The organism is Pseudomonas vlassakiae (assembly GCF_014269035.2).
GTDB lineage: Bacteria > Pseudomonadota > Gammaproteobacteria > Pseudomonadales > Pseudomonadaceae > Aquipseudomonas > Aquipseudomonas vlassakiae.
Map to the genome: position 1 here is coordinate 1 of NZ_JABWRP020000034.1, position 23,660 is coordinate 23,660.

A 23,660-nucleotide genomic window follows, 5' to 3' on the forward strand; every position below is an offset into this window, starting at 1 on the left:
CCAGAATCATCAGTGCCGCACGCTTGTGCGGGAAATCGAATTCCTTGTCGCAATGGAAACACTGATCGTGCAGGTAACCGATCATCTTGCCATTGTCGGCACGGGGCTCAGCCACCACCCGCTGGGTGCGCGGGTCGTCCAGGAACAGGTAGTGCACCAAGGCCGACAGCCAGCTGGCGACCTTGTGCGGGCCCCGGTGCGCCTCTTCGCCCACCAGCATGTGGATGCCACGGTCGTAATCGTCGGCTGGATAGAACGGCGCAATGCGATCCTCCTTGGCCCAGTACGCTTCGAAGTAGGCGAACGGCTGATCATCGAAGCAGCCGAGCAGGGTCAGGGTGTGCGGGTCGGCTTCGAGCTTGGCCAGGTATTCGCGGTGCTGCTCCCGTGAGCCCGCCTCCTGCCAGAATTGCTCGACCCGGGGGTTGTTCTGCCAGCGATGGAAACGCTCAAGGTCCTGGTCGACATCCAGGGTACGCAGCGACACCCAGGCCCCCAGGCGCGCATCGAAACGGCGGTACACCTCGCCGTGCGGCTTGGGTGCCCGGCGCGGGTGGCGCTTGCCATTGCTGAACTGCATCTGCTGCGGGTAGGCACCCTCGTTCGATGCACCCAGCCACGGCTGCGGCAACTGCCAGAACAGCGCACGCTCGCACAGGTAGACGCCGGCCACTTCGCCGCCCAGCAACAAACCGCTGGCTTGCGCCTCCGGCACGCGGGTAGCGAGATGCACGGCCAGGCGCTGGCGAGCCGGATCGCGCGACAGCAGCCAATAGCAGGCAGCCCATAACGCCTGCTGCGGGCGCTCCGGACACAGGCTCTGCACATGCACATGAAGCGGATCACCCGGCTCCAGACGCAGCTGGATCAATGGTCGCCCTTCAAGGGACAGGCTCAACCGGCAGTCATCCTCCTCGGCATCGAGGCTGCGCCAGCGTGGGAGGGACAGGGGCTGCGAAGCGGCATCGAACGGCATGGTCTTGGCTCACGAAATGACGAAAGAAAGGCTCACTTGTCAGGACGTGGCCATGACCGGGGAATTTAGTCGTTCGGCGCGGCGACGGTGATCCGGTAGGGCTGGAAGATGCGCGTCAGTTCGCCGCTGTCGCGCAAACGACGCAGCAATTCGGCGAACTTCTGCTCGGTGATCGGGGCACCGGGACGCAGCAACGCATAGTGGTGATAGACCTGGTCGATGCGCTGCGAGGCGACCAGCTGGTCGAGGCTGTCGGGGTTGCGGGCCAGGAAGTCGCTCAGGTAGGAGCGGGTCACCAGGGCAATGTCGGAGCGGCCGGCCTGGACCATCAGCAGGTTGCTGTCGTGGGAATAGGTCAGCGTTGCGTTGTAGGTCTTGCGCAGGTAGTTGGGGTCGGAATTGAAGTTGGCAAATGCATAGTGATAGCCGTTGAACAGCGCCAGACGCTTACCGCTCAAATTGTCGAAATAACGCTGATCGCGGCCGCTGGCCTTCCTGGCGACGAACACTTCGGCATCCTCCAGGCCCATGTCCACCGTCTGGTGAGGGATCTGCTGCCAGCCCCATTCGGGGTTCTCGAAGATCGCCATGTCTGTGCGACCTTGCTGGAAATCACCAAAGCGCCGCTGGATGGAGGTGGGCACCAGGACGAAGTGATAGTCCGGCTGCAAGCGGTTCAACGCCTCGACCAGCTGGGGCAGCAAACCGGTATCGGCGCCCTGCTCCGGGCGCACGGTATAAGGCGGGAAATGCGCAGCGCCGATCTTCACGTCGATCGCGTCGTCGGCCCACGCCGGCGCCGTCAGCCAAGCCGCAGCCAGCATCATCAGGGTGGAGATCAACTTCAGGCCGGACGCTGGAGTCAAAGCGGTCGCTCATCACGGTTCATACCTAGGATGCGCCTAAGCTAGGCGTTTTCCCGACAAGGCACAACTGCCGGTTATGCCAAAGTGAGGGCATTTTGCCAGGGGATGCCGTGTGGCCAGACATTGGCTACGCTGCTTTGGCATGTATGGCGAGGGAGCCTGGTATGGGCCACTGGTTGGTGATCGACCTGGAAGCCACCACCGATGACGGTGGCTGGCCGGTCACGGAGATGGAAATCATTGAAATCGGCGCCAGCCTGGTGACCCGCGAAGGCCGCGAAGTGGACCACTTCCAGCGCTTCGTGCGGCCCCGGCGTCGGCCGCAGCTGACACCGTTCTGCCGCGAGCTTACGCACATCAGCCAGGCCAGCGTCGACAGCGCCGCAGCATTCCCGGAGGTGTGGGAGCGTTTCGAACGCTGGCTGGGGCACCACCGCGAGCAGTTGCAGGCCTGGGTCAGCTGGGGCGACTACGACCGCCAGCAGCTGTTGCAGGAATGGCGCCAGCATGAGGTCGACAGCCTGCTGCGCGAACTGCCACACATCAACCTCAAGCAGCGCTTCGCCAAGGCTCGCCACCTGCAGCGCCCGGCCGGGCTCAATGGCGCGTTGCAGCTGGCGGGCATGCACTTTTGCGGGCAGCAGCACCGGGCCCTGGAAGACGCACGCAACACCGCACGCCTGCTGCCCTTGAGCCTGCCCGCGAACGGCACCTGAAAGCAGATGACGGGGCGAATGGGCTTGGGCATACTGGCCAGCCCTTTTTCACCCCATTGTTCAGGAGTCGCCCATGTTCCAGGTCAACGAGTACTTCAACGGCACCGTCAAGTCGATCGCCTTCGCAGGCGCTGAAGGCCCTGCCACTGTGGGCGTGATGGCCCCGGGCGAATACGAGTTCGGCACCGCCAAGCGCGAGATCATGCACGTGGTGTCCGGCGCCCTGACCGTGAAACTGCCGGGCAGCGACAACTGGGAAACCTTCAACGCTGGCGACAAGTTCAATGTACCGGCCGACAGCAAGTTCCAGCTGCAGGTGAAGGTGGATACCGCTTACCTGTGCGAGTACCGCGACTAAGCGTCAGCCTGTAGCGGCCTCTTCGCGGGTGAACCCGCGAAGAACGCAACACTATCGTTTCAGGAAAGCCGCCACCTTTTCAGCCGCTGCCTGCAAGTGCTGCTCATGGCTGAACCCCGAAGCCTTCAGCGGCTTCAGGTCATGATCCGCTGCCACCAGCCAGCTCACCTCGATCGCCGGTGACAGCGCATACCCCTCCACCGCTGGCCGATTGCCCAGCGCATCGCGCTCGCCCTGCACGATCAACGTGGGCGTCTTCAGTTCGGCCAGGTGCTCGACCCGCGGCTTCTCCGGCTTGCCCGCCGCGTAGAACGGGTAGCCAAGGCACACCAGTGCATCCGCCCCCAGTTCATCGGCCAGCAGGCTGGCCATGCGCCCGCCCATCGACTTGCCGCCGATGGCCAGCCTGCCCGTGACCAAAGGTCGCACCTGGCGGTACACCTCGCGCCAGCTTTCCAGCAGCACCTTCTGTGGATTGGGCGGCCGTTTGCCGCCGCCGTTGCGCCGCTCGGCCATGTAGGGGAACTCGAAGCGAACCACCCCGACGCCAAGCGCCGCCAGCTTTTGCGCAATTTCGTCCATGAAACCGCTGTCCATCGGCGCACCCGCGCCATGGGCCAGGATCAGGCTCGCAGAAACACTCTCCTCGCCCCCATTTCGCGGGGGATCGCAGCGCAAGCCTGGGACATTTCCGACTTGCGCCCATTGACCCCCGTCAATACCGGCACTTTGCCCATTACTCATGCTTGCCTCGCTGTAAAGCCTGCCAATAACCGTGGATGGGAACCCATACATGAACACAACCAGCAGTACCGCCTATAACTACAAGGTGGTCCGCCAATTCGCCATCATGACGGTGGTGTGGGGAATCGTCGGGATGGGGCTCGGCGTCTTCATCGCCGCGCAGCTCGCCTGGCCTTCCCTCAACTTCGACCTCCCCTGGACCAGCTTCGGCCGCCTGCGACCGCTGCATACCAATGCGGTGATCTTTGCCTTCGGCGGCTGCGCGCTGTTCGCCACCTCCTATTATTCGGTGCAACGCACCTGCCAGACCACCCTGTTCGCGCCAAAACTGGCGGCGTTCAGCTTCTGGGGCTGGCAGCTGGTGATCCTGCTGGCGGCCATCACCCTGCCGCTGGGCTACACCAGCTCCAAGGAATACGCCGAGCTGGAATGGCCGATCGACATCCTCATCACCGTCGTCTGGGTCAGCTACGCCATCGTGTTCTTCGGCACGCTGATGAAACGCACCACCAAGCACATCTACGTCGGCAACTGGTTCTTCGGCGCCTTCATCCTCACCGTGGCGCTGCTGCACATCGTCAACAACCTGGAACTGCCGGTCAGCCTGACCAAGTCGTACTCGGTCTACGCCGGCGCCACCGACGCCATGGTGCAATGGTGGTACGGCCACAACGCGGTAGGCTTCTTCCTCACCGCCGGCTTCCTCGGGATGATGTACTACTACGTGCCCAAGCAGGCCGAGCGCCCGGTGTATTCCTATCGCCTGTCGATCGTCCACTTCTGGGCACTGATCACCCTGTACATCTGGGCAGGCCCGCACCACCTGCACTACACCGCCCTGCCGGACTGGGCGCAGTCGCTGGGCATGGTGATGTCGCTGATCCTCCTGGCGCCGAGCTGGGGCGGCATGATCAACGGCATGATGACCCTCTCGGGCGCCTGGCACAAACTGCGCAGCGACCCGATCCTGCGCTTCCTGGTGGTGTCGCTGGCCTTCTACGGCATGTCCACTTTCGAAGGCCCGATGATGGCCATCAAGACGGTCAACGCCTTGTCCCACTACACCGACTGGACCATCGGCCACGTGCACGCCGGCGCCCTCGGCTGGGTGGCGATGATCTCGATCGGCGCGCTGTACCACACCATCCCGAAAGTGTTCGGCAAGCAGCAGATGCACAGCCTGGGCCTGATCAACGCGCACTTCTGGCTGGCGACCATCGGCACCGTGCTGTACATCGCCTCGATGTGGGTCAACGGCATCGCCCAGGGCCTGATGTGGCGCGCAGTCAACAGCGACGGCACGCTCACCTACTCGTTCGTGGAAACCCTGGTGGCCAGCCACCCAGGCTTCATCGTGCGCTTCGTCGGCGGCGCGATCTTCCTCAGCGGCATGTTCCTGATGGCCTGGAACACCTGGCGCACCGTGCGTTCGCCGGCGCTCGACGCCGCCCCTGCGAATGCCCAGCTGGCTTGAGGAGACCTGACTGATGAAACATGAAGTCATCGAGAAAAACGTAGGCCTCCTGGCCTTGCTGATGGTGTTTGCCGTGAGCATCGGCGGCCTGACCCAGATCGTCCCGCTGTTCTTCCAGGACGTCACCAACAAGCCGGTCGAAGGCATGAAGCCCTACACCGCGCTGCAACTGGAAGGCCGCGACATCTACATCCGCGAAGGCTGCGTTGGCTGCCACTCGCAGATGATCCGCCCGTTCCGCGCCGAAACCGAACGCTACGGCCACTACTCGGTCGCGGGCGAAAGCGTCTGGGACCACCCGTTCCTGTGGGGCTCCAAGCGCACCGGCCCGGACCTGGCCCGCGTTGGTGGCCGCTACTCCGATGACTGGCACCGCGCGCACCTGTACAACCCGCGCAACGTGGTACCGGAATCGAAGATGCCGTCCTACCCGTGGCTGGTCGCCGAAAAGGTCGACAACAGCCACACCGACACCAAGATGCGCACCCTGCGCACCCTGGGCGTGCCGTACACCGACGAGGACATTGCCGGCGCCCGTGACGCGGTCAAGGGCAAGACCGAGATGGACGCGCTGGTCGCCTACCTGCAGGTGCTTGGCACCGCCATCAAGAACAAGAGGTAAACCACCATGGAAATGGACATCGGCATGATCCGTGGTCTGGGCACCCTGGTGGTGATGATCGCCTTCATCGGCCTCTCACTCTGGGTGTTCAACCGACGCCGCGACCATGATTTCGCCGAAGCGCGCCTGCTGCCCTTCGTCGACGACCGCCTGCCCCCTGCCGGGCAGGAACCTGCTGCCATGACTGCGGCTGTGAGGAGCAAAGCGCAATGACCACCTTCTGGAGTACCTATATCAGCGTACTGACCATCGGCAGCCTGATCGGCCTGGCGTGGCTGTTGCTGTCGACCCGCAAGGGCCAGAGCAACAGCACCACCGACCAGACCATGGGGCATAGCTTCGACGGTATCGAGGAGTACGACAACCCGCTGCCCAAGTGGTGGTTCTGGCTGTTCGTCGGCACCCTGGTGTTCGGCGCCGGCTATCTGGTGCTGTACCCGGGCCTGGGCAACTGGAAAGGCATCCTGCCCGGCTACGAGAATGGCTGGACCGGTGCCAACGAGTGGCAGAAGGAGATGGAAAAGGCCGACGCCAAGTTCGGCCCGATCTTTGCCAGGTACGCAGCCATGCCCGTAGAGGAAGTCGCCAAGGACCCTCAAGCGCTGAAAATGGGCGGCCGCCTGTTCGCCTCCAACTGCTCGGTATGCCACGGCTCGGATGCCAAGGGCGCCTATGGCTTCCCCAACCTGACCGACAATGACTGGCGCTGGGGCGGCGAGCCGGAGACCATCAAGGCTTCGATCATGAATGGCCGCCATGGCGTGATGCCGGCGTGGGCCGAGGTGATCGGCGAGCAGGGTGTGGCGGATGTCGCCGCCTTCGTGCTGACCAACCTCGATGGCCGCAGCCTGCCGGAAGGGGTCAAGGCCGACCCGGTCAAGGGCCAGGAAATCTTCGCCGGCAACTGCGTGGCCTGCCACGGGCCTGAAGGCAAAGGCACCCCAGCCATGGGCGCGCCGAACCTGACCCATCCGCAGGCGTTCATCTATGGGTCGAGCTTTGCCCAGTTGCAGCAGACCATTCGCTATGGGCGCCAGGGGCAGATGCCGGCCCAGGCGGAGATCCAGGGCAATGACAAGGTGCACTTGCTGGCTGCCTATGTGTACAGCCTGTCGCAGAACGATGCCGCCGAAAAGCTGACCGCCCAGTAAAACCCTCGGGGCCGCCTTGCGGCCCCTCTCCCCGCTCTACCCCCGCCCTTGCACCCCCTCCGAACAGAACTAAGCTTGTTGCCACAGCGGCTTCGCTCCCAAAGGTCCGAAGCAGACGCGGCGCACAGCCTGGTGCCGCCCGCAGAAAAAGCTTGACCAATCGATCAGAAAAAGGTGAAAAACGGTACACATTACAAATATTTATTTGTGTACAATCGTCCTGACCCTAGCGCCGCGGGACACCGGCGAGAGGGCCCGGACACGGGTCGGCGCACGGATCCTTGCGTTGTCATAACCCACGCGGTTATCGATACTGGCGCCGATTTTTCGACCAACAAGAACACCAAAACCGTGGAACCTTAGCATGAGCACAGCAATCAGTCCGACTGCTTATAACTATAAGGTCGTCCGCCAGTTCGCCATCATGACGGTGGTCTGGGGGATCCTTGGCATGGGCCTGGGCGTCTTCATCGCCTCGCAGCTGGTGTGGCCACAACTGAACCTGGACCTGCCCTGGACCAGCTTCGGCCGCCTGCGCCCGCTGCACACCAACCTGGTCATCTTCGCCTTCGGTGGCTGTGCGCTGTTCGGCACCAGTTACTACGTGGTGCAGCGCACCTGCCAGACCCGGCTGATCTCCGACAGCATGGCCGCCTTCACCTTCTGGGGTTGGCAGGCGGTGATCGTCGGCGCGCTGATCACCCTGCCGATGGGCTTCACCACCACCAAGGAATACGCCGAGCTCGAATGGCCGCTGGCGATCCTCCTGGCCATTGTCTGGGTCACCTACGGGCTGGTGTTCTTCGGCACCATCGTCAAGCGCAAGACCAAGCACATCTATGTCGGCAACTGGTTCTACGGCGCCTTCATCGTGGTCACCGCGATGCTGCACATCGTCAACCATATCTCGCTGCCGGTGAGCCTGTTCAAGTCGTACTCGGCCTATGCCGGTGCCACCGACGCGATGATCCAGTGGTGGTACGGCCACAACGCGGTGGGCTTCTTCCTCACCACCGGCTTCCTCGGGATGATGTACTACTTCGTGCCCAAGCAGGCTGAACGGCCGATCTACTCCTATCGCCTGTCGATCGTCCACTTCTGGGCACTGATCACCCTGTACATCTGGGCGGGCCCGCACCACCTGCACTACACCGCGCTGCCGGACTGGGCGCAATCGCTGGGCATGGTGATGTCGATCATCCTCCTGGCGCCGAGCTGGGGCGGCATGATCAACGGCATGATGACCCTGTCGGGCGCCTGGCACAAACTGCGCACCGATCCGATCCTGCGTTTTCTGGTGGTGTCGCTGGCCTTCTACGGCATGTCCACTTTCGAAGGCCCGATGATGGCCATCAAGACCGTCAACTCGCTGTCGCACTACACCGACTGGACCATCGGCCACGTGCATGCCGGCGCGCTCGGCTGGGTGGCGATGATCTCGATCGGCGCGGTCTACCACATGATCCCGAAACTCTACGGTCGCGAGCAGATGCACAGCGTCGGCCTGATCAACGCGCACTTCTGGCTGGCGACCATCGGTACCGTGCTGTACATCGCCTCGATGTGGGTCAACGGCATCACCCAAGGCCTGATGTGGCGCGCCATCAACGATGACGGCACGCTCACCTACTCGTTCGTCGAAGCCCTGCAGGCCAGCCACCCTGGCTATATCGTCCGCGCCCTGGGCGGTGCGTTCTTCGCCACCGGCATGCTGCTGATGGCCTACAACGTGTTCCGTACCGTGCGTGCCGCCAACCCGGTACAGGCCGAGGAAGCCGCCAAGATCGTCGTCGTGGGAGCGCACTGATGAAGCATGAAGCCGTCGAGAAGAACATAGGCCTGCTGGCCTTCTTCATGGTCATCGCCGTGAGCGTCGGTGGCCTGACCCAGATCGTCCCGCTGTTTTTCCAGGACGTCACCAACAAGCCGGTCGAAGGCATGAAGCCGCGCACCGCGCTGGAAGTCGAAGGCCGCGACATCTACATCCGTGAAGGCTGCGTTGGCTGCCACTCGCAGATGATCCGCCCGTTCCGCGCCGAAACCGAACGCTACGGCCATTACTCGGTCGCTGGCGAAAGCGTCTGGGACCACCCGTTCCTGTGGGGCTCCAAGCGCACCGGCCCGGACCTGGCCCGCGTCGGTGGCCGCTACTCCGATGACTGGCACCGCGCGCACCTGTACAACCCGCGCAACGTGGTGCCGGAATCGAAGATGCCGGCCTACCCGTGGCTGGTCGAGAACAAGCTCGATGGCAAGGACACCGCGAAGAAGCTGGAAGTATTGCGTACCTTGGGCACGCCATACAGCGACGCCGACATCGCCGGCGCCCGCGACGCGGTCAAGGGCAAGACCGAAATGGACGCACTGGTCGCGTACCTGCAGGGTCTTGGCACCATCATCAAAAGCAAACGGTGACGCTGATGGATATCGGGATGATTCGCGGCCTGGGCACCGTCGTGGTGATGGTGGCCTTCGTGGGCCTGGCTCTGTGGGTGTTCAACCCACGGCGCAAGAAGGACTTCGACGAAGCGACCCAGCTGCCCTTCGCGGATGATCCCGAGGCCAGCAAGCACGTCGAGCAAGCAAAAGCTTCTGGGAGCAAACAACAATGACAACCTTCTGGAGTCTGTACGTTACCGTCCTGACCCTGGGCACCATCTTCTCGCTGACCTGGCTGCTGCTGTCGACCCGCAAGGGCCAGCGCGAAGAGGTCACCGACGAAACCGTCGGGCATGCCTTCGATGGCATCGAGGAGTACGACAACCCGCTGCCGAAATGGTGGTTCTGGCTGTTCGTCGGCACCATCGTCTTCGCCCTCGGCTACCTGGTGCTGTACCCGGGCCTGGGCAACTGGAAAGGCATCCTGCCGGGCTATTCGTACCTGGACAACGACAAGCAGACCGAATTTTCCAACGGCCAGCCGGGGTGGACCGGCGTGCACGAGTGGGAAAAGGAAATGGCCAAGGCCAACGCACGCTTCGGGCCGATTTTCGCCAAGTTCGCGGCGATGCCGATCGAAGAGGTGGCCAAGGACCCGCAAGCGCTGAAGATGGGCGCACGCCTGTTCGCCTCGAACTGCTCGGTGTGCCACGGCTCCGATGCCAAGGGCGCCTATGGCTTCCCCAACCTGACCGACAACGACTGGCGCTGGGGCGGCGAGCCGGAAACCATCAAGACCACCATCATGGGCGGCCGCCACGGTGTGATGCCAGCCTGGGGTGAAGTGCTGGGCGAACAGGGCGTTGCCGATGTCGCCGCATTCGTTACCAGCAAGCTCGATGGCCGCAGCCTGCCGGAAGGCGCCAAGGCCGATGCCGACAACGGCCAGAAGCTGTTCGCTGCCAATTGCGTGGCCTGTCACGGGCCTGAAGGCAAAGGCACCCCGGCCATGGGCGCGCCGAACCTGACCCACCCGCAGGCGTTCATCTACGGTTCGAGCTTTGCCCAGCTGCAGCAGACCATTCGCTACGGCCGCCAGGGGCAGATGCCGGCGCAGGAGCAGCTGCAGGGTAATGACAAGGTGCACCTGCTGGCGGCTTATGTGTACAGCCTGTCGCACCAGGCTGAACCGGCCCAGCAGGCTGAGTGAGGCAGGCCAGGCCTTTCGCGGATGAATCCGCTCCTACACACACGCGCTGCCTGTAGGAGCGGATTCATCCGCGAAGAGACCGGCAAATGCACTGCAGGATGACCTGGATCAATTGACACCTGCCTTATCACGATTCATACCACGAACCCAACGCGACTAAAGGTCGCAGCGCGATCCCATACCGCCACCAGCGGCGTATCATTGATCGCATAGCGCTAGCAGCATGCGCGAGACTGCGGCCGGCACGCACTGGCCGCGGCGTTTCTCCACTGCCGTGGGACTTGATGATGAGCAAGCAAATTCCGGTACATGACGTCACCCCGCCTGCCAACAAAGGGAAGGATTCCGTCGACCTCTACGCCTCACGCGAAAAAATCTATACCCGCGCCTTCACCGGCATCTTCCGCAGGCTGCGGATGGTCGGCGGGGCCGTGCTGTTCCTGCTCTATTTCGGCACCGTGTGGCTGAACTGGGGTGGCCACCAGGCCGTGTGGTGGAACCTGCCGGAACGCAAGTTCTACATCTTCGGCGCCACCATCTGGCCCCAGGACTTCATCCTGCTGTCGGGCATTCTCATCGTCGCCGCCTTCGGCCTGTTCTTCATCACTGTATTCGCCGGCCGCGTGTGGTGCGGCTACACCTGCCCGCAAAGCGTGTGGACATGGATCTTCATGTGGTGCGAAAAAGTCACCGAGGGTGACCGCAACCAGCGCATGAAGCTCGATCGCTCGCCCATGAGCGGCAACAAGTTCCTGCGCAAGTTCGCCAAGCACAGCCTGTGGCTGCTGATCGGCTTCGTCACCGGCATGACCTTCGTCGGCTACTTCTCGCCGATCCGCGAACTGCTCACCGAATTCTTCACCGGCGAAGCCGATGGCTGGGCCTACTTCTGGGTCGGCTTCTTCACCCTGGCCACCTACGGCAACGCCGGCTGGCTGCGCGAGCAGGTGTGCGTGTACATGTGCCCCTATGCGCGCTTCCAGAGCGTGATGTTCGACAAGGACACCCTGATCGTCTCCTACGACCCGCGCCGTGGCGAAACCCGCGGCCCGCGCAAGAAAGACAGCGACTACAAGGCCAAGGGCCTGGGCGACTGCATCGACTGCACCCTGTGCGTGCAGGTCTGCCCCACCGGCATCGACATCCGCGACGGCCTGCAGATCGAATGCATCGGCTGCGCGGCGTGCATCGATGCCTGCGACAGCATCATGGACAAGATGAACTACCCCAAAGGCCTGATCAGCTACACCACCGAGCACAACCTTTCGGGCCAGAAGACCCACATGCTGCGCCCTCGCCTGGTCGGCTATGCGGTGGTGCTGCTGGTGATGATCATCGCCCTGGGCACGGCCTTCGCCACCCGTTCGCTGGTCGGTTTCGACGTCAGCAAGGACCGCGTGCTGTACCGCGAGAACGCCCAGGGCCGGATCGAGAACGTATACAGTCTCAAGGTCATGAACAAGGACCAGCGCGACCACGTCTACGTGCTGGACGCCACCGGCCTGCCTGACCTGCGCCTGGAAGGCCAGCGCGAAATCCGCGTGGCCGCCGGCGATATCGTCAGCCTGCCGGTACAGCTGTCGATTGCGCCTGAGAAGCTGCCATCCACCACCAACGAAATCACCTTCACCCTCCACAGCGCCGACGACAGCGCTGCCAAGGTTGAAGCCAAGAGCCGCTTCATCGGCCCACAGATCCGCTGACCGAGAGAACACTGACAATGCCTGCCGCCACCGCCGCCAGCCCTTGGTACAAGCACCTCTGGCCCTGGATCATCATCGGCATTCTGACCACCTCGGTGTGCCTGAGCCTGACCATGGTCAGCATCGCCGTGCACAACCCGGACAACCTGGTCAACGACAACTACTACGAAGCGGGCAAAGGCATCAACCGCTCGCTGGACCGCGAGCTGCTGGCCCAGACCCTCAACCTCAAGGCCAGCGTGCACCTGGATGAGCTGACCGGCGAGGTAGAGGTGCGCCTGAGCGGCAACAGCGACCCGCAAAGCCTGGAGCTCAACCTGATTTCGCCGACCCAGCCGGACAAGGACCGCAAGGTGCTGCTCGGCAAGGTTGCGAGCGGGCGTTACGTGGGGCAGTTGGAAGACAAGGTCGACGGGCGACGTTTCGTCGAACTGCTCGGTAGCCAGGACGAGCACGTGTGGCGGCTGTTCGAGGAGGAAAAGGTCGCGCATGGCGTGACCTTGCAGCTGGGCGATGAAGCGCTCCAGGGCGCCGAACACCAACAGTAGCCACATCATCATTCGCTGAAGGGGCAGGCAAGCCCGCCCCCTCAGCGATTGTCATCTGCCCCACCAGCCGTGCCTGCCTTATGACCCAGCCCACCCCTTGCTACCACTGCGCCCTGCCCGTCCCCGCCGGCAGCCGCTTCACTGCCGTGGTTCTCGGCGAGCCCCGGCAATTCTGCTGTCCCGGCTGCCAGGCGGTGGCCGAATCCATCGTCGCCGGTGGCCTTGAGCACTACTACCAGCACCGCAGCGACAGCAGTGCCAACCCCGAGGCGCTGCCGAAACAACTGCAAGACGAACTGGCGCTGTACGACCGCAGTGATGTCCAGCAGAACTTCGTCCGCCATGCCGGTGACCTGGCCGAGGCGACCTTGCTGGTCGAAGGCATCAGCTGCGCCGCCTGCGGCTGGCTGATCGAAAAACACCTGCGCAATCTGCCGGGCGTCGCCGAAGCCCGCCTGAACCTGTCCAACCATCGCCTGCTGCTCAACTGGGACGACCACCAGCTGCCGCTGTCGCGGCTGCTCGCCGAACTGCGCCAGATCGGCTACGCCGCCCATCCGTACCAGCCCGACCAGGCCGCCGAACAGCTTGCCAGGGACAACCGCAGCGCCCTGCGCCGGCTGGGCGTGGCTGGCCTGCTGTGGTTCCAGGCGATGATGGCGACCATGGCCACCTGGCCGGAGTTCAACATCGACCTGTCGCCGGAGATGCACACCATCCTGCGCTGGATCGCGCTGTTCCTGACCATCCCCATCGTCTTCTACAGCTGCGCGCCGTTCTTCAAGGGCGCCGCGCGCGACCTGCGCACTCGCCACCTGACCATGGACGTCTCGGTGTCGCTGGCCATCGGCCTGGCCTTCGGTGCTGGCATCTGGACGGCCATCACCGGCAGCGGCGAGTTGTATTTCGATACCGTCGGCATGTTCGCCCTGTTCCTGCTCACTGGCCGCTACCTCGAACGCCGCGCCCGCGAACGCACGGCCGCAGCCACCGCACAGCTGGTCAACCTGCTACCGGCCTCGTGCCTGCGCCTGGACAGCTGCGGGCAGGCCGAACGCATCCTGCTTGGCGAACTGCAGCGTGGCGACACGGTACAGGTGCTGCCCGGTGCGGTGGTACCCGCTGATGGACGAATCGTCGAGGGGCGCTCCAGTGTCGACGAATCGCTGCTGACCGGCGAATACCTGCCGCAGCCACGACGGGCCGGAGACCGCGTCACCGGCGGCACGCTGAACGTCGAGAGCACGCTGAACGTGGAAGTCGAAGCCCTCGGCCAGGACTCGCGCCTGTCGGCCATTGTTCGCCTGCTGGAACGTGCGCAGACGGAAAAGCCACGGCTGGCGGAAATTGCCGACCGCGCCTCGCAGTACTTCCTTCTGTTCTCGCTCCTGGCCGCCGTGGCCATTGGCCTGTGGTGGTGGTACCTGGACCCGGCGCGGGCCTTCTGGATCGTCCTGGCCATGCTGGTGGCGACCTGCCCGTGCGCGCTCTCGCTGGCCACCCCGACTGCGCTGACTGCCGCCACCGGCACGCTGCACAAGCTCGGCCTGCTGGTGACCCGTGGCCATGTACTGGAGGGCCTGAACCAGATCGACACGGTTATTTTCGACAAGACTGGCACCCTGACCGAGGGCCGCCTGACCCTGCGCAGCATCCGCCCATTGGCAACGCTGCCGGCCGACCGTTGCCTGGCCCTTGCCGCCGCCCTCGAAAACCGCTCCGAGCACCCGATTGCGCGCGCCTTCGGCCGCAGCGCCGCCGCCGCCGATGATGTGCAGACAGTCGCCGGGCTCGGCCTTGAAGGCCGGGTCGACGGCCAACCGTTGCGCATTGGCCAGGCCACGTTCGTCTGCGCCCTGAGCGGTGCCGAGATCCCCACCGTGCCAGAACCGCGTGGCCAATGGTTGCTACTGGGCGACCGCCAAGGGCCACTCGCCTGGTTCGGCCTCGATGATCGCCTGCGCGAGGATGCCCCCGCCCTGCTCGCTGCCTGCCAGGCAAAAGGCTGGCGTACCCTGCTGCTGTCCGGTGACAGCTCGCCGATGGTTGCCGAGGTGGCCGCCCAATTGGGCATCGACCAGGCCATCGGTTGCCTGCGCCCGGATGACAAGCTCGATCGGCTCAAGGCACTGCAGGCCTCCGGGCGCAAGGTGCTGATGCTCGGCGACGGGGTCAACGACGTACCCGTGCTGGCGGCTGCCGACATCAGCATCGCCATGGGCAGCGCCACCGACCTGGCCAAGACCTGCGCCGATGCGGTGCTGCTGTCCAACCGCCTGCAGGCACTGGTGCAGGCCTTCGACCTGGCCCGCCGTACCCGCCGCAACATCCTCGAGAACCTGCTCTGGGCGACCCTGTATAATGGCCTCATGTTGCCGTTCGCCGCGCTTGGCTGGATCACCCCGGTCTGGGCGGCCATCGGCATGTCGGTCAGTTCGCTGATCGTGGTGCTCAATGCCCTGCGCCTGACCCGCCTGCCGGCAGTGGCAGGCCTGGCGGCGAACGACACAGCCGCTTACGGAAGGAAGTCGCCATGCCCGCCCTCTATGTGATGATCCCTGCCGCCCTGCTATTGGTGGGCGTGGCCGTCTATATCTTCTTCTGGGCGGTGGACAGCGGCCAGTACGACGACCTCGAAAGCCCGGCCCACAGCATCCTGTTCGATGACCAGGACCCGCGCCACCAGGCCGCCGTCAATCCCGAAGAAGGCGCAGCGCCAGACGACAAGGCAGCGCCACCCCGTGCCTGACCTGGTTCCCCTGCTCGGCTCGGCACTGGTCCTGGGCCTGCTCGGCGGCGGCCACTGCCTGGGCATGTGCGGCGGCCTGATGGGCGCGCTGACCCTGGCCATCCCTGCCGAGCAACGGGGCCGGCGCCTGCGCCTGCTGGTGGCCTACAACCTGGGCCGCATCCTCAGCTATGCCTGCGCCGGCCTGCTGCTCGGCCTGGCAGGCTGGGCACTGGCCAGCAGCCCGGCGGCCATGGCCTTGCGCGTGGTGGCCGCGCTGCTGCTGATCGTCATGGGGCTTTACCTGGCCGGCTGGTGGAGCGGGCTGACCCGCATCGAAGCACTGGGCCGTGGGCTGTGGCGGCACATCCAGCCAGCCGCTTCGCGCCTGATGCCGGTCTCCAGCGTGCCCCGTGCACTGCTGTTGGGGGCACTGTGGGGCTGGTTGCCGTGCGGCCTGGTCTACAGCACCTTGCTGTGGGCGGCCAGCCAGGGCAACGCCGGCTACAGTGCGGCATTGATGCTGGCATTCGGCGTGGGAACCTGGCCGGTATTGCTGGCCACGGGGCTGGCGGCGGAGCGGGTAAACGCCTTGTTGAGACGGCGCAGCGTGCGCATGGCCGGCGGGGTGCTGGTGATCCTGTTTGGCATGTGGACCTTGCCCGGCCCGCACCAGCACTGGCTCATGGGCCACTGACGGGGGCCGCTTTGCCGCCCCTGCATGCCTTGATACAAATCAACACAGTTTCCTACAGACGGCCATAGACTCCGGACACTGCTGCATCATCCGGGGACTCCCACATGCTCGCCGACCTACGCTGGGATGCCGACCTGATCCGCCGCTACGATCTCGCCGGCCCACGCTACACCTCCTACCCGACCGCCGTGCAACTGCATAGCGAGGTAGGTTCGTTTGACCTGCTCCACGCCCTGCGCGAGAGCCGCCGGGCCGTGCGCCCGCTGTCGCTGTACGTGCACGTGCCGTTCTGCGCCAACATCTGCTACTACTGCGCCTGCAACAAGGTCATCACCAAGGACCGCGGCCGCGCTGCGCCCTACCTGCAACGCCTGGAGCAGGAGATCCAGCTGATCGCCTGCCACCTGGCCCCTAAACAGCGTGTCGAGCAGTTGCATTTCGGCGGCGGCACGCCGACCTTCCTCAGCCACGTCGAACTGCGCCAGTTGATGGCCACCCTGCGCCAGCACTTCAACCTGCTGGATGACGATTCCGGCGACTACGGTATCGAGATCGACCCACGCGAAGCCGACTGGTCGACCATGGGCTTGCTCCGCGAACTGGGTTTCAACCGTGTCAGCCTCGGCGTGCAGGACCTCGACCCGGCCGTTCAGCGTGCGGTCAACCGCCTGCAGAGCCTGGAGCAGACCCGCACCCTGATCGAGGCTGCGCGCACCCTGCAGTTTCGCTCGGTCAACCTCGACTTGATCTACGGCCTGCCCAAGCAGACCGTGGAGGGCTTTGCCCGCACGGTCGACGAGGTGATCCGCCTGCAACCCGACCGTCTGTCGGTGTTCAACTACGCCCACCTGCCCGAGCGCTTCATGCCGCAGCGGCGCATCGACAGCAACGACCTGCCGGCACCGCCAGTCAAACTCGAGATGCTGCGCAACACCATCGAACAGCTGACGGCCGCCGGCTATCGCTACATCGGCATGGATCACTTCGCCCTGCCTGACGACGAACTGGCGATTGCCCAGGAAGAAGGCACCCTGCAGCGCAACTTCCAGGGTTACACCACCCACGGTCATTGTGACCTGATCGGCCTGGGCGTATCGGCGATCAGCCAGATCGGCGACCTTTACTGCCAGAACAGCAGCGACCTCAATACCTACCAGGACACCCTGTCCAATGCCCAGTTGGCGACCCAGCGCGGGTTGGTCTGCAACCACGACGACCGCCTGCGGCGGGCCGTGATCCAGCAGCTGATCTGCCATTTCGAACTGGACTTCGCACCGATCGAGGAAGCCTTCACCATCGATTTTCGCGGCTATTTCGACGACCTCTGGCCAGAACTGCAGGCTCTACAGCGCGATGGCCTGATCAGCCTGGACGACAAGGGCATCCGTATCCTTCCGGCCGGGCGCCTGCTGGCGCGCTCGGTGTGCATGGTGTTCGATGCCTACCTGGCGATGCACAACCGCCAGCGCTTCTCACGGGTAATCTGATCACGGAGTCAATCGACCACATGGACAAGCCCCCCAGGGCAGGCACACTATGGGCTGACAAGGACTCCCGGCAGTTATCCGCCGGGGTTTCGCCAGTTCGCTTCAAAGTAGCGCAGGCTGGCCTACACCCTCGGTCGTGGGTTACCCTTACGACTTATGTGTGTTTTCCCACAAGGATCGATTCAAATGTCCGAGCCAGTCAAACTGCGCGCCCACAACCAGGCCCATTGCAAGGACTGCAGCCTGGCCCCCCTGTGCCTGCCTCTTTCGCTCAACCTCGAAGACATGGATGCACTGGATGAAATCGTCAAACGCGGACGCCCGCTGAAGAAAGGCGAGTTCCTGTTCCGCCAGGGTGACAATTTCGGCTCGGTTTATGCCGTTCGCTCCGGCGCCCTCAAGACCTTCAGCCTGAGCGACGGCGGTGAAGAACAGATCACCGGTTTCCACCTGCCCAGCGAACTGGTCGGCCTGTCCGGCATGGACACCGAGGCCTACCCGGTGTCGGCCCAGGCCCAGGAAACCACCTCGGTCTGCGAAATCCCCTTCGAGCGCCTCGATGAGCTCTCCGTTCAACTGCCGCAACTGCGTCGCCAGCTGATGCGGGTGATGAGCCGCGAAATTCGCGACGACCAGCAGATGATGTTGTTGTTATCGAAGAAGACCGCCGACGAACGCATCGCCACGTTCCTGGTCAACCTGTCCGCACGCTTCCGTGCCCGCGGTTACTCGGCCAACCAGTTCCGCCTGAGCATGTCGCGCAACGAAATCGGCAACTACCTGGGCCTGGCAGTGGAAACCGTGTCGCGGGTATTCACCCGCTTCCAGCAGAACGGCCTGATTCGCGCCGAAGGCAAGGAAGTGCACATCCTCGACCCGATCCAGCTGTGCGCGCTGGCCGGCGGTGCAATCGAGGCCTGAGGCCGGCGTTTAGCGGGTATACTTGGGCATTCGTTTTCCCAGGATACCCGCAACAATGCACAGCGACGCCTTCGACCTCAAAGCCCTGATCCGCCCGGTAGTGGACTTCCCCAAGCCCGGCGTGATCTTTCGCGACATCACCCCGCTGTTCCAGTCGCCGCGCGGGCTGCGTTACGTGGCCGACCAGTTCATCGAGCGTTATGTCGAGGCTGAGTTCAGCCACATCGGCGCCATGGACGCGCGCGGCTTCCTGATCGGCTCGATCATTGCCCACCAACTGAACAAGCCGCTGATCCTGTTCCGCAAACAGGGCAAGCTGCCGGCTGACGTATTGAGCGAGGGCTATCAGACCGAGTACGGCGAAGCCTTCCTGGAAGTGCATGCCGACAGCCTGTGCGAAGGCGATTCGGTATTGATCTTCGATGACTTGATTGCCACCGGCGGCACCCTGCTGGCGGCCGCCAACCTGGTGCGTCGTACCGGGGCGCAGGTGTTCGAAGCGGCGGCGATCATCGACCTGCCGGAGCTGGATGGTTCGCGCCGGCTGCAGGCGGCCGGGGTGCCGACCTTCTGCCTGACCGAGTTTTCCCTGAGCGAGTACTGATTGCTGCCGGGGCGCTTTGCGCCCCCGGCGATTTACAACGAGATCGGCTTGCGCCCGGCAAAAGCATGAGCCAGGGTGCCGCCATCGACCAGCTCCAGTTCCCCGCCCAGCGGCACACCGTGGGCGATCCGCGACGCCACCAGCCCTTTCTCGTTCAGCAGCTGGGCGATGTAATGCGCGGTCGCCTCACCTTCCACGGTCGGGTTGGTCGCCAGGATCACCTCGGTAAAGCTGCCCTGCTCCTCGATCCGCGCCATCAGCTGCGGTACACCGATCGCTTCAGGCCCCAGGCCATCGAGTGGTGAGAGGTGCCCCTTGAGCACGAAGTAACGCCCGCGGTAGCCGGTCTGCTCCACCGCATATACATCCATCGGCCCCTCCACCACGCACAGCTGCGTGTCGTCACGGCGCGGGTCACTGCACTGCGGGCACAGCTCCTGCTCGGTCAGGGTGCGGCACTGGCGGCAATGCCCTACCCCTTCCATGGCCTGGCTCAACGCCTGGGCCAGGCGCAGGCCGCCGCTGCGGTCACGCTCGAGCAGCTGCAGGGCCATGCGCTGGGCGGTTTTCTGGCCGACGCCCGGGAGGGTGCGCAGGGCGTCGATCAGTTGGCGGATCAGGGGGCTGAAGCTCATGGGTAAGGCCTGATAAATCAATAAGAGCCGGTTTATACCCACCAAGGGCATTGCCGTCAAATCGCTGGAGTTCAACGCAAAAAAAAGCCGCCGCTGGCACCCAGTGGCGGCTTTGCGCTTGCAGAAGCCTTAGAACGGCATCTTGAAGCCCGGCGGCAATTGCATGCCGGCAGTCATGCTGCCCATCTTGTCCTGGCTGTTTTGCTCGATCTTGCGCACGGCGTCGTTCAGCGCAGCGGCGATCAGGTCTTCCAGCACTTCCTTGTCGTCCTCGTCGGTCGACATCAGGCTCTGGTCGATGCTGACACGCTTGACGTCGTGACGGCCAGTCATCACCACGCTCACCAGGCCACCACCGGACTGGCCGGTGACTTCGGCGTTGGCCAGCTCTTCCTGCATCTTCTGCATCTTTTCCTGCATCTGCTGGGCCTGCTTCATCAGGCCGGCCATGCCACCTTTCATCATGGGGTATACCTCGATTGGGTCATGTGATGCGGCCCGGCGAGGGGCCGGCCGCATGGTTATCGATTACTGGCCCTGGCTGACCAGGGCTTCTACAGGCTCAATAGTATCCTGTCGCACCGTGGCACCGAACTGCTTGATCATCTGCTGGATCAACGGATCCTGCTCAATCGACAGCACGGCGTCCTGCTGGCGCTCGGCACGCTTGCGCGAGGCCGCCTGGGCCGGGGTTTCCTGCTCGGGACGGATCAGTTCGATCCGCAGGTTCAAGGTGCGCCCCAGGTGCTGGTTGAGCGCCTCGTTCAACCGTCGTTGCTGGGTGGCATTGAACAGCGCACCCTGGCCAGGGTCCAGGTGCAGCAGCCAGTCATCACCGTCGACAGCCATGAGCGTACAGTTTGCAGCGATGTTGCCTGTCATCCCGGACACAGGCAACTGTGGGAACAATTCCAGCCATTGCAGGGCCAGGCCGGTCGCCGGCCGGGCAGCTGGCAGCGGCTCGGGTGCGACTGCCGGGGTATCTTCCTGGACGTGTTCCGCCAGCTCGTCCAGGTAGCTGAAGCCTACCGGGTCACTTTCGCCACCGTAATAGTCCTCATCCATCGGCGGCTCGTCGTCACGCTCCATACCCGCCGAAGCGTAGGCGGATGGGTCGAACGGTGGCTCATCATACGAGGGCTGGGCGTTTTGCGCGGCAACTACCGGGGCTGGGGCCGGTGCGGCAACGGGCGCGGGCTGCGCAGCGGGCTCTTCCCAGGGTAGATCGATGACCGGCTCCACCGCCGGCGGCTCAGGCGCTACAACCTCAGGCTCAGGCTCAGGCTCAGGTTCAGGTTCAGGAGCCGGCTCCACGACCGGCGCGACCTCGGCCTGCGGGGCCGACGCCACGGGCGCAGGTTGCGCCGGCGCTACGGCAGGCGCCGCGACAGCAACGGCTGGCGCTGCCACCGTGGTTGCCGGATCAGCTGTGGCCTGGCTGATCCCCACCGGCTTTAGCACCGGCTTCGGCGCGTCGTCGCTATCTGCCGGGCGAAACGCCAGCATGCGCAGCAGGACCATTTCGAAACCGCCCCGCGGGTCCGGCGCCAACGGCAGGTCGCGGCGGCCGATCAGGCCCATCTGATAGTAGAACTGCACATCTTCGGCCGGCAACGCCGAGGCCAGTGCCAGCACCCGCTCACGATCGCCCTGGCCGTTATCCACCGCCTCGGGCAGCGCCTGGGCGATGGCAACGCGGTGCAGCACATTGAGCATTTCGGCCAGTACGCCGCCCCAGTCCGGCCCCTGCTCGGCAAGGTTGCGTACGGCTTCGAGCAGCGCCCGCGCATCACCTTCGAGCAGCGCCTGCAGCACACCATAGACCTGGCCGTGATCGAGGCTGCCGAGCATGGCACGCACATCGGCCGCCAGCACCTTGCCTTCACCAAAGGCAATGGCCTGGTCAGTCAGGCTCATGGCATCACGCATCGAGCCGTCGGCAGCACGGCCGAGCAACCACAGGGCATCTGGCTCGAACGGCACGTTCTCGGCCTGCAGCACATGGCTCAGGTGCTCGACCACCCGCTCCGGGCTCATGTTTTTCAACGAGAACTGCAGGCAGCGCGACAGAATGGTCGCAGGCAACTTCTGCGGGTCGGTGGTGGCAAGGATGAACTTGACGTAGGGCGGCGGCTCTTCCAGCGTCTTGAGCAAGGCGTTGAACGAGTGGGTGGAGAGCATGTGCACTTCGTCGATCAGGTAGACCTTGAAGCGACCACGGCTTGGCGCGTACTGCACGTTATCGAGCAGTTCGCGGGTATCTTCGACCTTGGTGCGGCTCGCGGCGTCGATCTCGATCAGGTCGACGAAGCGGCCCTCGTCGATCTCCCGGCATACCGAACACGTGCCGCAGGGCGTGGACGTGATACCGGTCTCGCAGTTGAGGCATTTGGCTATGATTCGTGCAATGGTGGTCTTGCCCACACCCCGCGTGCCGGTGAACAGATAGGCGTGGTGCAGACGCTGGTTGTCCAAGGCATTGATCAAGGCCTTGAGCACATGGGCCTGGCCGACCATTTCGCGGAACGAGCGCGGACGCCATTTACGTGCAAGAACCTGATAACTCATCGAAAAACCATCGCAGCCTGATCGAGCGGAAGATCGCTAATGCTAGCGGAGCGGGGGCAAAATTGCACCCTGCGCGGCTCGTCTAAGCTAAGCACCTGGCGCACTGTTCAAGGAGGATATGCATTGCGACGACTGCTGGCTCTGCTCTTGCTCTGGACCACGCACAGCCTGGCGGACCTGCCGGTGCTGCGTTTTTCCGTGGCCGAGAGCTGGAGTATGCCGTTGGTGCGGATCGAAGGCGACCAGCCGGTGGAGGGCCTGGTATTCGACCTTATCCAGGCATTGGCCCAGGAAGTCGGCGTGCGCCCGGAGTACCACGTGCTGGCCCGCTTGCGCATGCAACAGGCGATGGACGCTGGCGACATCGATGTGCGCTGCTATGTGAGCAGCCAGTGGTTCAATGATCGGCCGGGCAATTTCGTCTGGAGCATTCCCCTGATTCATCAACGCGATGTGCTGGTCGGGCGCCCGGGCGATGCCGCCCCTGCCCGCCCCGAACAACTGCCGCCCCAGGCGATCGGCACGGTGCTGGGCTATGCCTACGGCACGCTGGAGCCATTGTTTGCTCAAGGGCGCCTGCAGCGGGAGGACAGCCGCAGCCAGCAATTGGCGCTGCAGAAGCTACAGGTTGGCCGGTATCAGCATGCGGTGAGCAATGAGCTGTCGGTGGCATGGTTCAACCAGGGCTTACCGGCCGGGCAGCGGCTGCAGGTGCAGGCGGTGCTTGAGGAGCAGGCACTGGGGTGCATGGTGAGGAATGACCCGGCGATACCGACCCAGGGGGTTTTACGGGCCTTGGTGCGGATGAGGCAGTCGGGGGAAATTGAGCGGATTGTGCAGCGGTATGGGGCGACAGGGTATTCGGGGGAGGTTTTGGGGGTTCGGCCTTGAGTTTAGTCCGGGCCGGAGGGTGGAGGGTGCCCGCCTGAATAGAGCATCTGGGCCTCTAGGTGCCTGCCACAACAGTTTCAGCGCCTGTGAGATCGAGCGCCGCCCGCGCGGCGCATCGCGGATAAATCCGCTCTTACATCTGTTTCAGGCCAGTCCTTCCTGTGAAATCACCACTGTTCGCCTTGTTTGTCCTCTTCGATATCGAAGGAATCGCTGCTGTTGCTCCACCAAACTCCTGCCATGCCCCAAGGTGCGCGCGCCAATGGCACAGGAATAACTGGCCCGAAACAGATGTAGGAGCAACTGTCTTGCTCAATTTCTAAAAGCTGGCGCGATCCCTGTTGTGGCAGGCACTTGGCGGCCCTGACGCGAAAGCCCGCCA

26 protein-coding genes are annotated in these 23,660 nt (G+C 63.9%); 19 read left to right on the plus strand and 7 right to left on the minus strand.

The features are described 5' to 3' along the window. On the minus strand, nt 1–976 hold a 976-nt coding region (locus tag HU738_RS25325; protein WP_217871524.1), incomplete at its 3' end, for a GNAT family N-acetyltransferase. A gap of 65 nt (nt 977–1,041) precedes the next feature. Beyond that, nucleotides 1,042–1,842 (minus strand): substrate-binding periplasmic protein, encoded by an 801-nt coding sequence (locus HU738_RS25330; RefSeq protein WP_186604901.1) that lies wholly within the window; start codon nt 1,840–1,842, stop codon nt 1,042–1,044. A 164-nt stretch (nt 1,843–2,006) separates the two neighbouring features. On the opposite strand from HU738_RS25330, the gene HU738_RS25335 reads away from it, so the two are divergent. Together HU738_RS25335 and ppnP are read left to right on the plus strand one after the other, a co-directional pair. Beyond that, nucleotides 2,007–2,558 carry a 3'-5' exonuclease gene (locus HU738_RS25335; protein ID WP_054884095.1) on the plus strand — a complete coding sequence of 184 codons (552 nt, stop codon included), beginning with the start codon at nt 2,007–2,009 and terminating at the stop codon, nt 2,556–2,558. A 73-nt stretch (nt 2,559–2,631) separates the two neighbouring features. Beyond that, nucleotides 2,632–2,916: a pyrimidine/purine nucleoside phosphorylase gene (ppnP, locus tag HU738_RS25340; protein WP_110636762.1), complete on the plus strand. Its 285-nt coding sequence runs from the start codon at nt 2,632–2,634 to the stop codon at nt 2,914–2,916. A gap of 51 nt (nt 2,917–2,967) precedes the next feature. Here ppnP and HU738_RS25345 read toward each other — a convergent pair whose 3' ends face one another. Continuing rightward, nucleotides 2,968–3,660, minus strand: a complete 693-nt coding sequence (locus HU738_RS25345; RefSeq protein WP_186604899.1) for an alpha/beta family hydrolase — start codon at nt 3,658–3,660, stop codon at nt 2,968–2,970. A gap of 49 nt (nt 3,661–3,709) precedes the next feature. Between HU738_RS25345 and ccoN (HU738_RS25350) the strand changes: the two genes are divergently transcribed. The 16 genes from ccoN (HU738_RS25350) to HU738_RS25425 all read left to right on the plus strand — a co-directional run bounded on the left by ccoN (HU738_RS25350) (nt 3,710) and on the right by HU738_RS25425 (nt 19,184). Next, on the plus strand, nt 3,710–5,134 hold the full coding sequence (ccoN, locus tag HU738_RS25350; RefSeq protein ID WP_054884100.1) for a cytochrome-c oxidase, cbb3-type subunit I: 1,425 nt from the start codon (nt 3,710–3,712) through the stop codon (nt 5,132–5,134). A gap of 13 nt (nt 5,135–5,147) precedes the next feature. Then, nucleotides 5,148–5,756 (plus strand): cytochrome-c oxidase, cbb3-type subunit II, encoded by a 609-nt coding sequence (ccoO, locus tag HU738_RS25355; RefSeq protein WP_054884101.1) that lies wholly within the window; start codon nt 5,148–5,150, stop codon nt 5,754–5,756. 6 nt (nt 5,757–5,762) lie between these two features. After that, a complete protein-coding gene (locus HU738_RS25360; protein WP_054884102.1) occupies nt 5,763–5,969 on the plus strand; it encodes a cbb3-type cytochrome oxidase subunit 3 in 207 nt (68 codons plus the stop codon). Continuing rightward, nucleotides 5,966–6,907, plus strand: a complete 942-nt coding sequence (ccoP, locus tag HU738_RS25365; RefSeq protein WP_186604896.1) for a cytochrome-c oxidase, cbb3-type subunit III — start codon at nt 5,966–5,968, stop codon at nt 6,905–6,907. The genes HU738_RS25360 and ccoP (HU738_RS25365) overlap by 4 nt, the downstream gene beginning before the upstream one ends. Before the next feature lie 364 nt (nt 6,908–7,271). Then, complete coding sequence (gene ccoN / locus HU738_RS25370; protein ID WP_159411429.1) at nt 7,272–8,714, plus strand: cytochrome-c oxidase, cbb3-type subunit I; 1,443 nt, start codon at nt 7,272–7,274, stop codon at nt 8,712–8,714. Next, nucleotides 8,714–9,322: a cytochrome-c oxidase, cbb3-type subunit II gene (ccoO, locus tag HU738_RS25375; protein ID WP_054884105.1), complete on the plus strand. Its 609-nt coding sequence runs from the start codon at nt 8,714–8,716 to the stop codon at nt 9,320–9,322. The genes ccoN (HU738_RS25370) and ccoO (HU738_RS25375) overlap by 1 nt, the downstream gene beginning before the upstream one ends. Nucleotides 9,323–9,327: 5 nt before the next feature. After that, entirely contained in the window at nt 9,328–9,519 is a 192-nt protein-coding gene (locus HU738_RS25380; RefSeq protein WP_051101055.1) for a CcoQ/FixQ family Cbb3-type cytochrome c oxidase assembly chaperone, read from the plus strand. Further along, the gene (gene ccoP, locus HU738_RS25385; RefSeq protein WP_186604894.1) at nt 9,516–10,496 is read left to right on the plus strand and encodes a cytochrome-c oxidase, cbb3-type subunit III; all 981 of its coding nucleotides are present in this window, start codon (nt 9,516–9,518) and stop codon (nt 10,494–10,496) included. The genes HU738_RS25380 and ccoP (HU738_RS25385) overlap by 4 nt, the downstream gene beginning before the upstream one ends. A 287-nt stretch (nt 10,497–10,783) precedes the next feature. Next, on the plus strand, nt 10,784–12,199 hold the full coding sequence (gene ccoG / locus HU738_RS25390; RefSeq protein ID WP_176506772.1) for a cytochrome c oxidase accessory protein CcoG: 1,416 nt from the start codon (nt 10,784–10,786) through the stop codon (nt 12,197–12,199). Between the two features lie 17 nt (nt 12,200–12,216). Next, on the plus strand, nt 12,217–12,747 hold the full coding sequence (locus tag HU738_RS25395; RefSeq protein WP_176506771.1) for a FixH family protein: 531 nt from the start codon (nt 12,217–12,219) through the stop codon (nt 12,745–12,747). A gap of 80 nt (nt 12,748–12,827) precedes the next feature. Continuing rightward, entirely contained in the window at nt 12,828–15,299 is a 2,472-nt protein-coding gene (locus tag HU738_RS25400) for a heavy metal translocating P-type ATPase (RefSeq protein WP_186604892.1), read from the plus strand. Continuing rightward, nucleotides 15,281–15,496: a cbb3-type cytochrome oxidase assembly protein CcoS gene (ccoS, locus tag HU738_RS25405; protein ID WP_176506769.1), complete on the plus strand. Its 216-nt coding sequence runs from the start codon at nt 15,281–15,283 to the stop codon at nt 15,494–15,496. Before HU738_RS25400 ends, ccoS begins: the two co-directional genes overlap by 19 nt. Further along, the gene (locus HU738_RS25410; RefSeq protein ID WP_186604890.1) at nt 15,489–16,172 is read left to right on the plus strand and encodes a sulfite exporter TauE/SafE family protein; all 684 of its coding nucleotides are present in this window, start codon (nt 15,489–15,491) and stop codon (nt 16,170–16,172) included. Before ccoS ends, HU738_RS25410 begins: the two co-directional genes overlap by 8 nt. A gap of 104 nt (nt 16,173–16,276) precedes the next feature. Next, nucleotides 16,277–17,659: an oxygen-independent coproporphyrinogen III oxidase gene (hemN, locus tag HU738_RS25415; RefSeq protein WP_186604888.1), complete on the plus strand. Its 1,383-nt coding sequence runs from the start codon at nt 16,277–16,279 to the stop codon at nt 17,657–17,659. A gap of 186 nt (nt 17,660–17,845) precedes the next feature. Next, nucleotides 17,846–18,580 (plus strand): Crp/Fnr family transcriptional regulator FnrA, encoded by a 735-nt coding sequence (gene fnrA / locus HU738_RS25420; RefSeq protein WP_110636726.1) that lies wholly within the window; start codon nt 17,846–17,848, stop codon nt 18,578–18,580. 55 nt (nt 18,581–18,635) lie between these two features. Further along, on the plus strand, nt 18,636–19,184 hold the full coding sequence (locus tag HU738_RS25425) for an adenine phosphoribosyltransferase (protein ID WP_009683910.1): 549 nt from the start codon (nt 18,636–18,638) through the stop codon (nt 19,182–19,184). A gap of 32 nt (nt 19,185–19,216) precedes the next feature. Here the strand turns inward: HU738_RS25425 and recR are convergent, their stop codons facing one another. From recR to dnaX, 3 genes are all read right to left on the minus strand, one after another. Continuing rightward, entirely contained in the window at nt 19,217–19,879 is a 663-nt protein-coding gene (gene recR, locus HU738_RS25430; RefSeq protein ID WP_367616184.1) for a recombination mediator RecR, read from the minus strand. Between the two features lie 69 nt (nt 19,880–19,948). After that, entirely contained in the window at nt 19,949–20,284 is a 336-nt protein-coding gene (locus HU738_RS25435; protein WP_028692865.1) for a YbaB/EbfC family nucleoid-associated protein, read from the minus strand. 63 nt (nt 20,285–20,347) lie between these two features. Next, on the minus strand, nt 20,348–22,387 hold the full coding sequence (dnaX, locus tag HU738_RS25440) for a DNA polymerase III subunit gamma/tau (protein WP_186604884.1): 2,040 nt from the start codon (nt 22,385–22,387) through the stop codon (nt 20,348–20,350). A gap of 123 nt (nt 22,388–22,510) precedes the next feature. Between dnaX and HU738_RS25445 the strand changes: the two genes are divergently transcribed. Beyond that, complete coding sequence (locus HU738_RS25445) at nt 22,511–23,278, plus strand: substrate-binding periplasmic protein (RefSeq protein WP_186604882.1); 768 nt, start codon at nt 22,511–22,513, stop codon at nt 23,276–23,278. Nucleotides 23,279–23,445: 167 nt separating this feature from the next. Here HU738_RS25445 and HU738_RS25450 read toward each other — a convergent pair. Then, on the minus strand, nt 23,446–23,660 hold a 215-nt coding region (locus HU738_RS25450), incomplete at its 5' end, for a hypothetical protein (protein WP_217871525.1).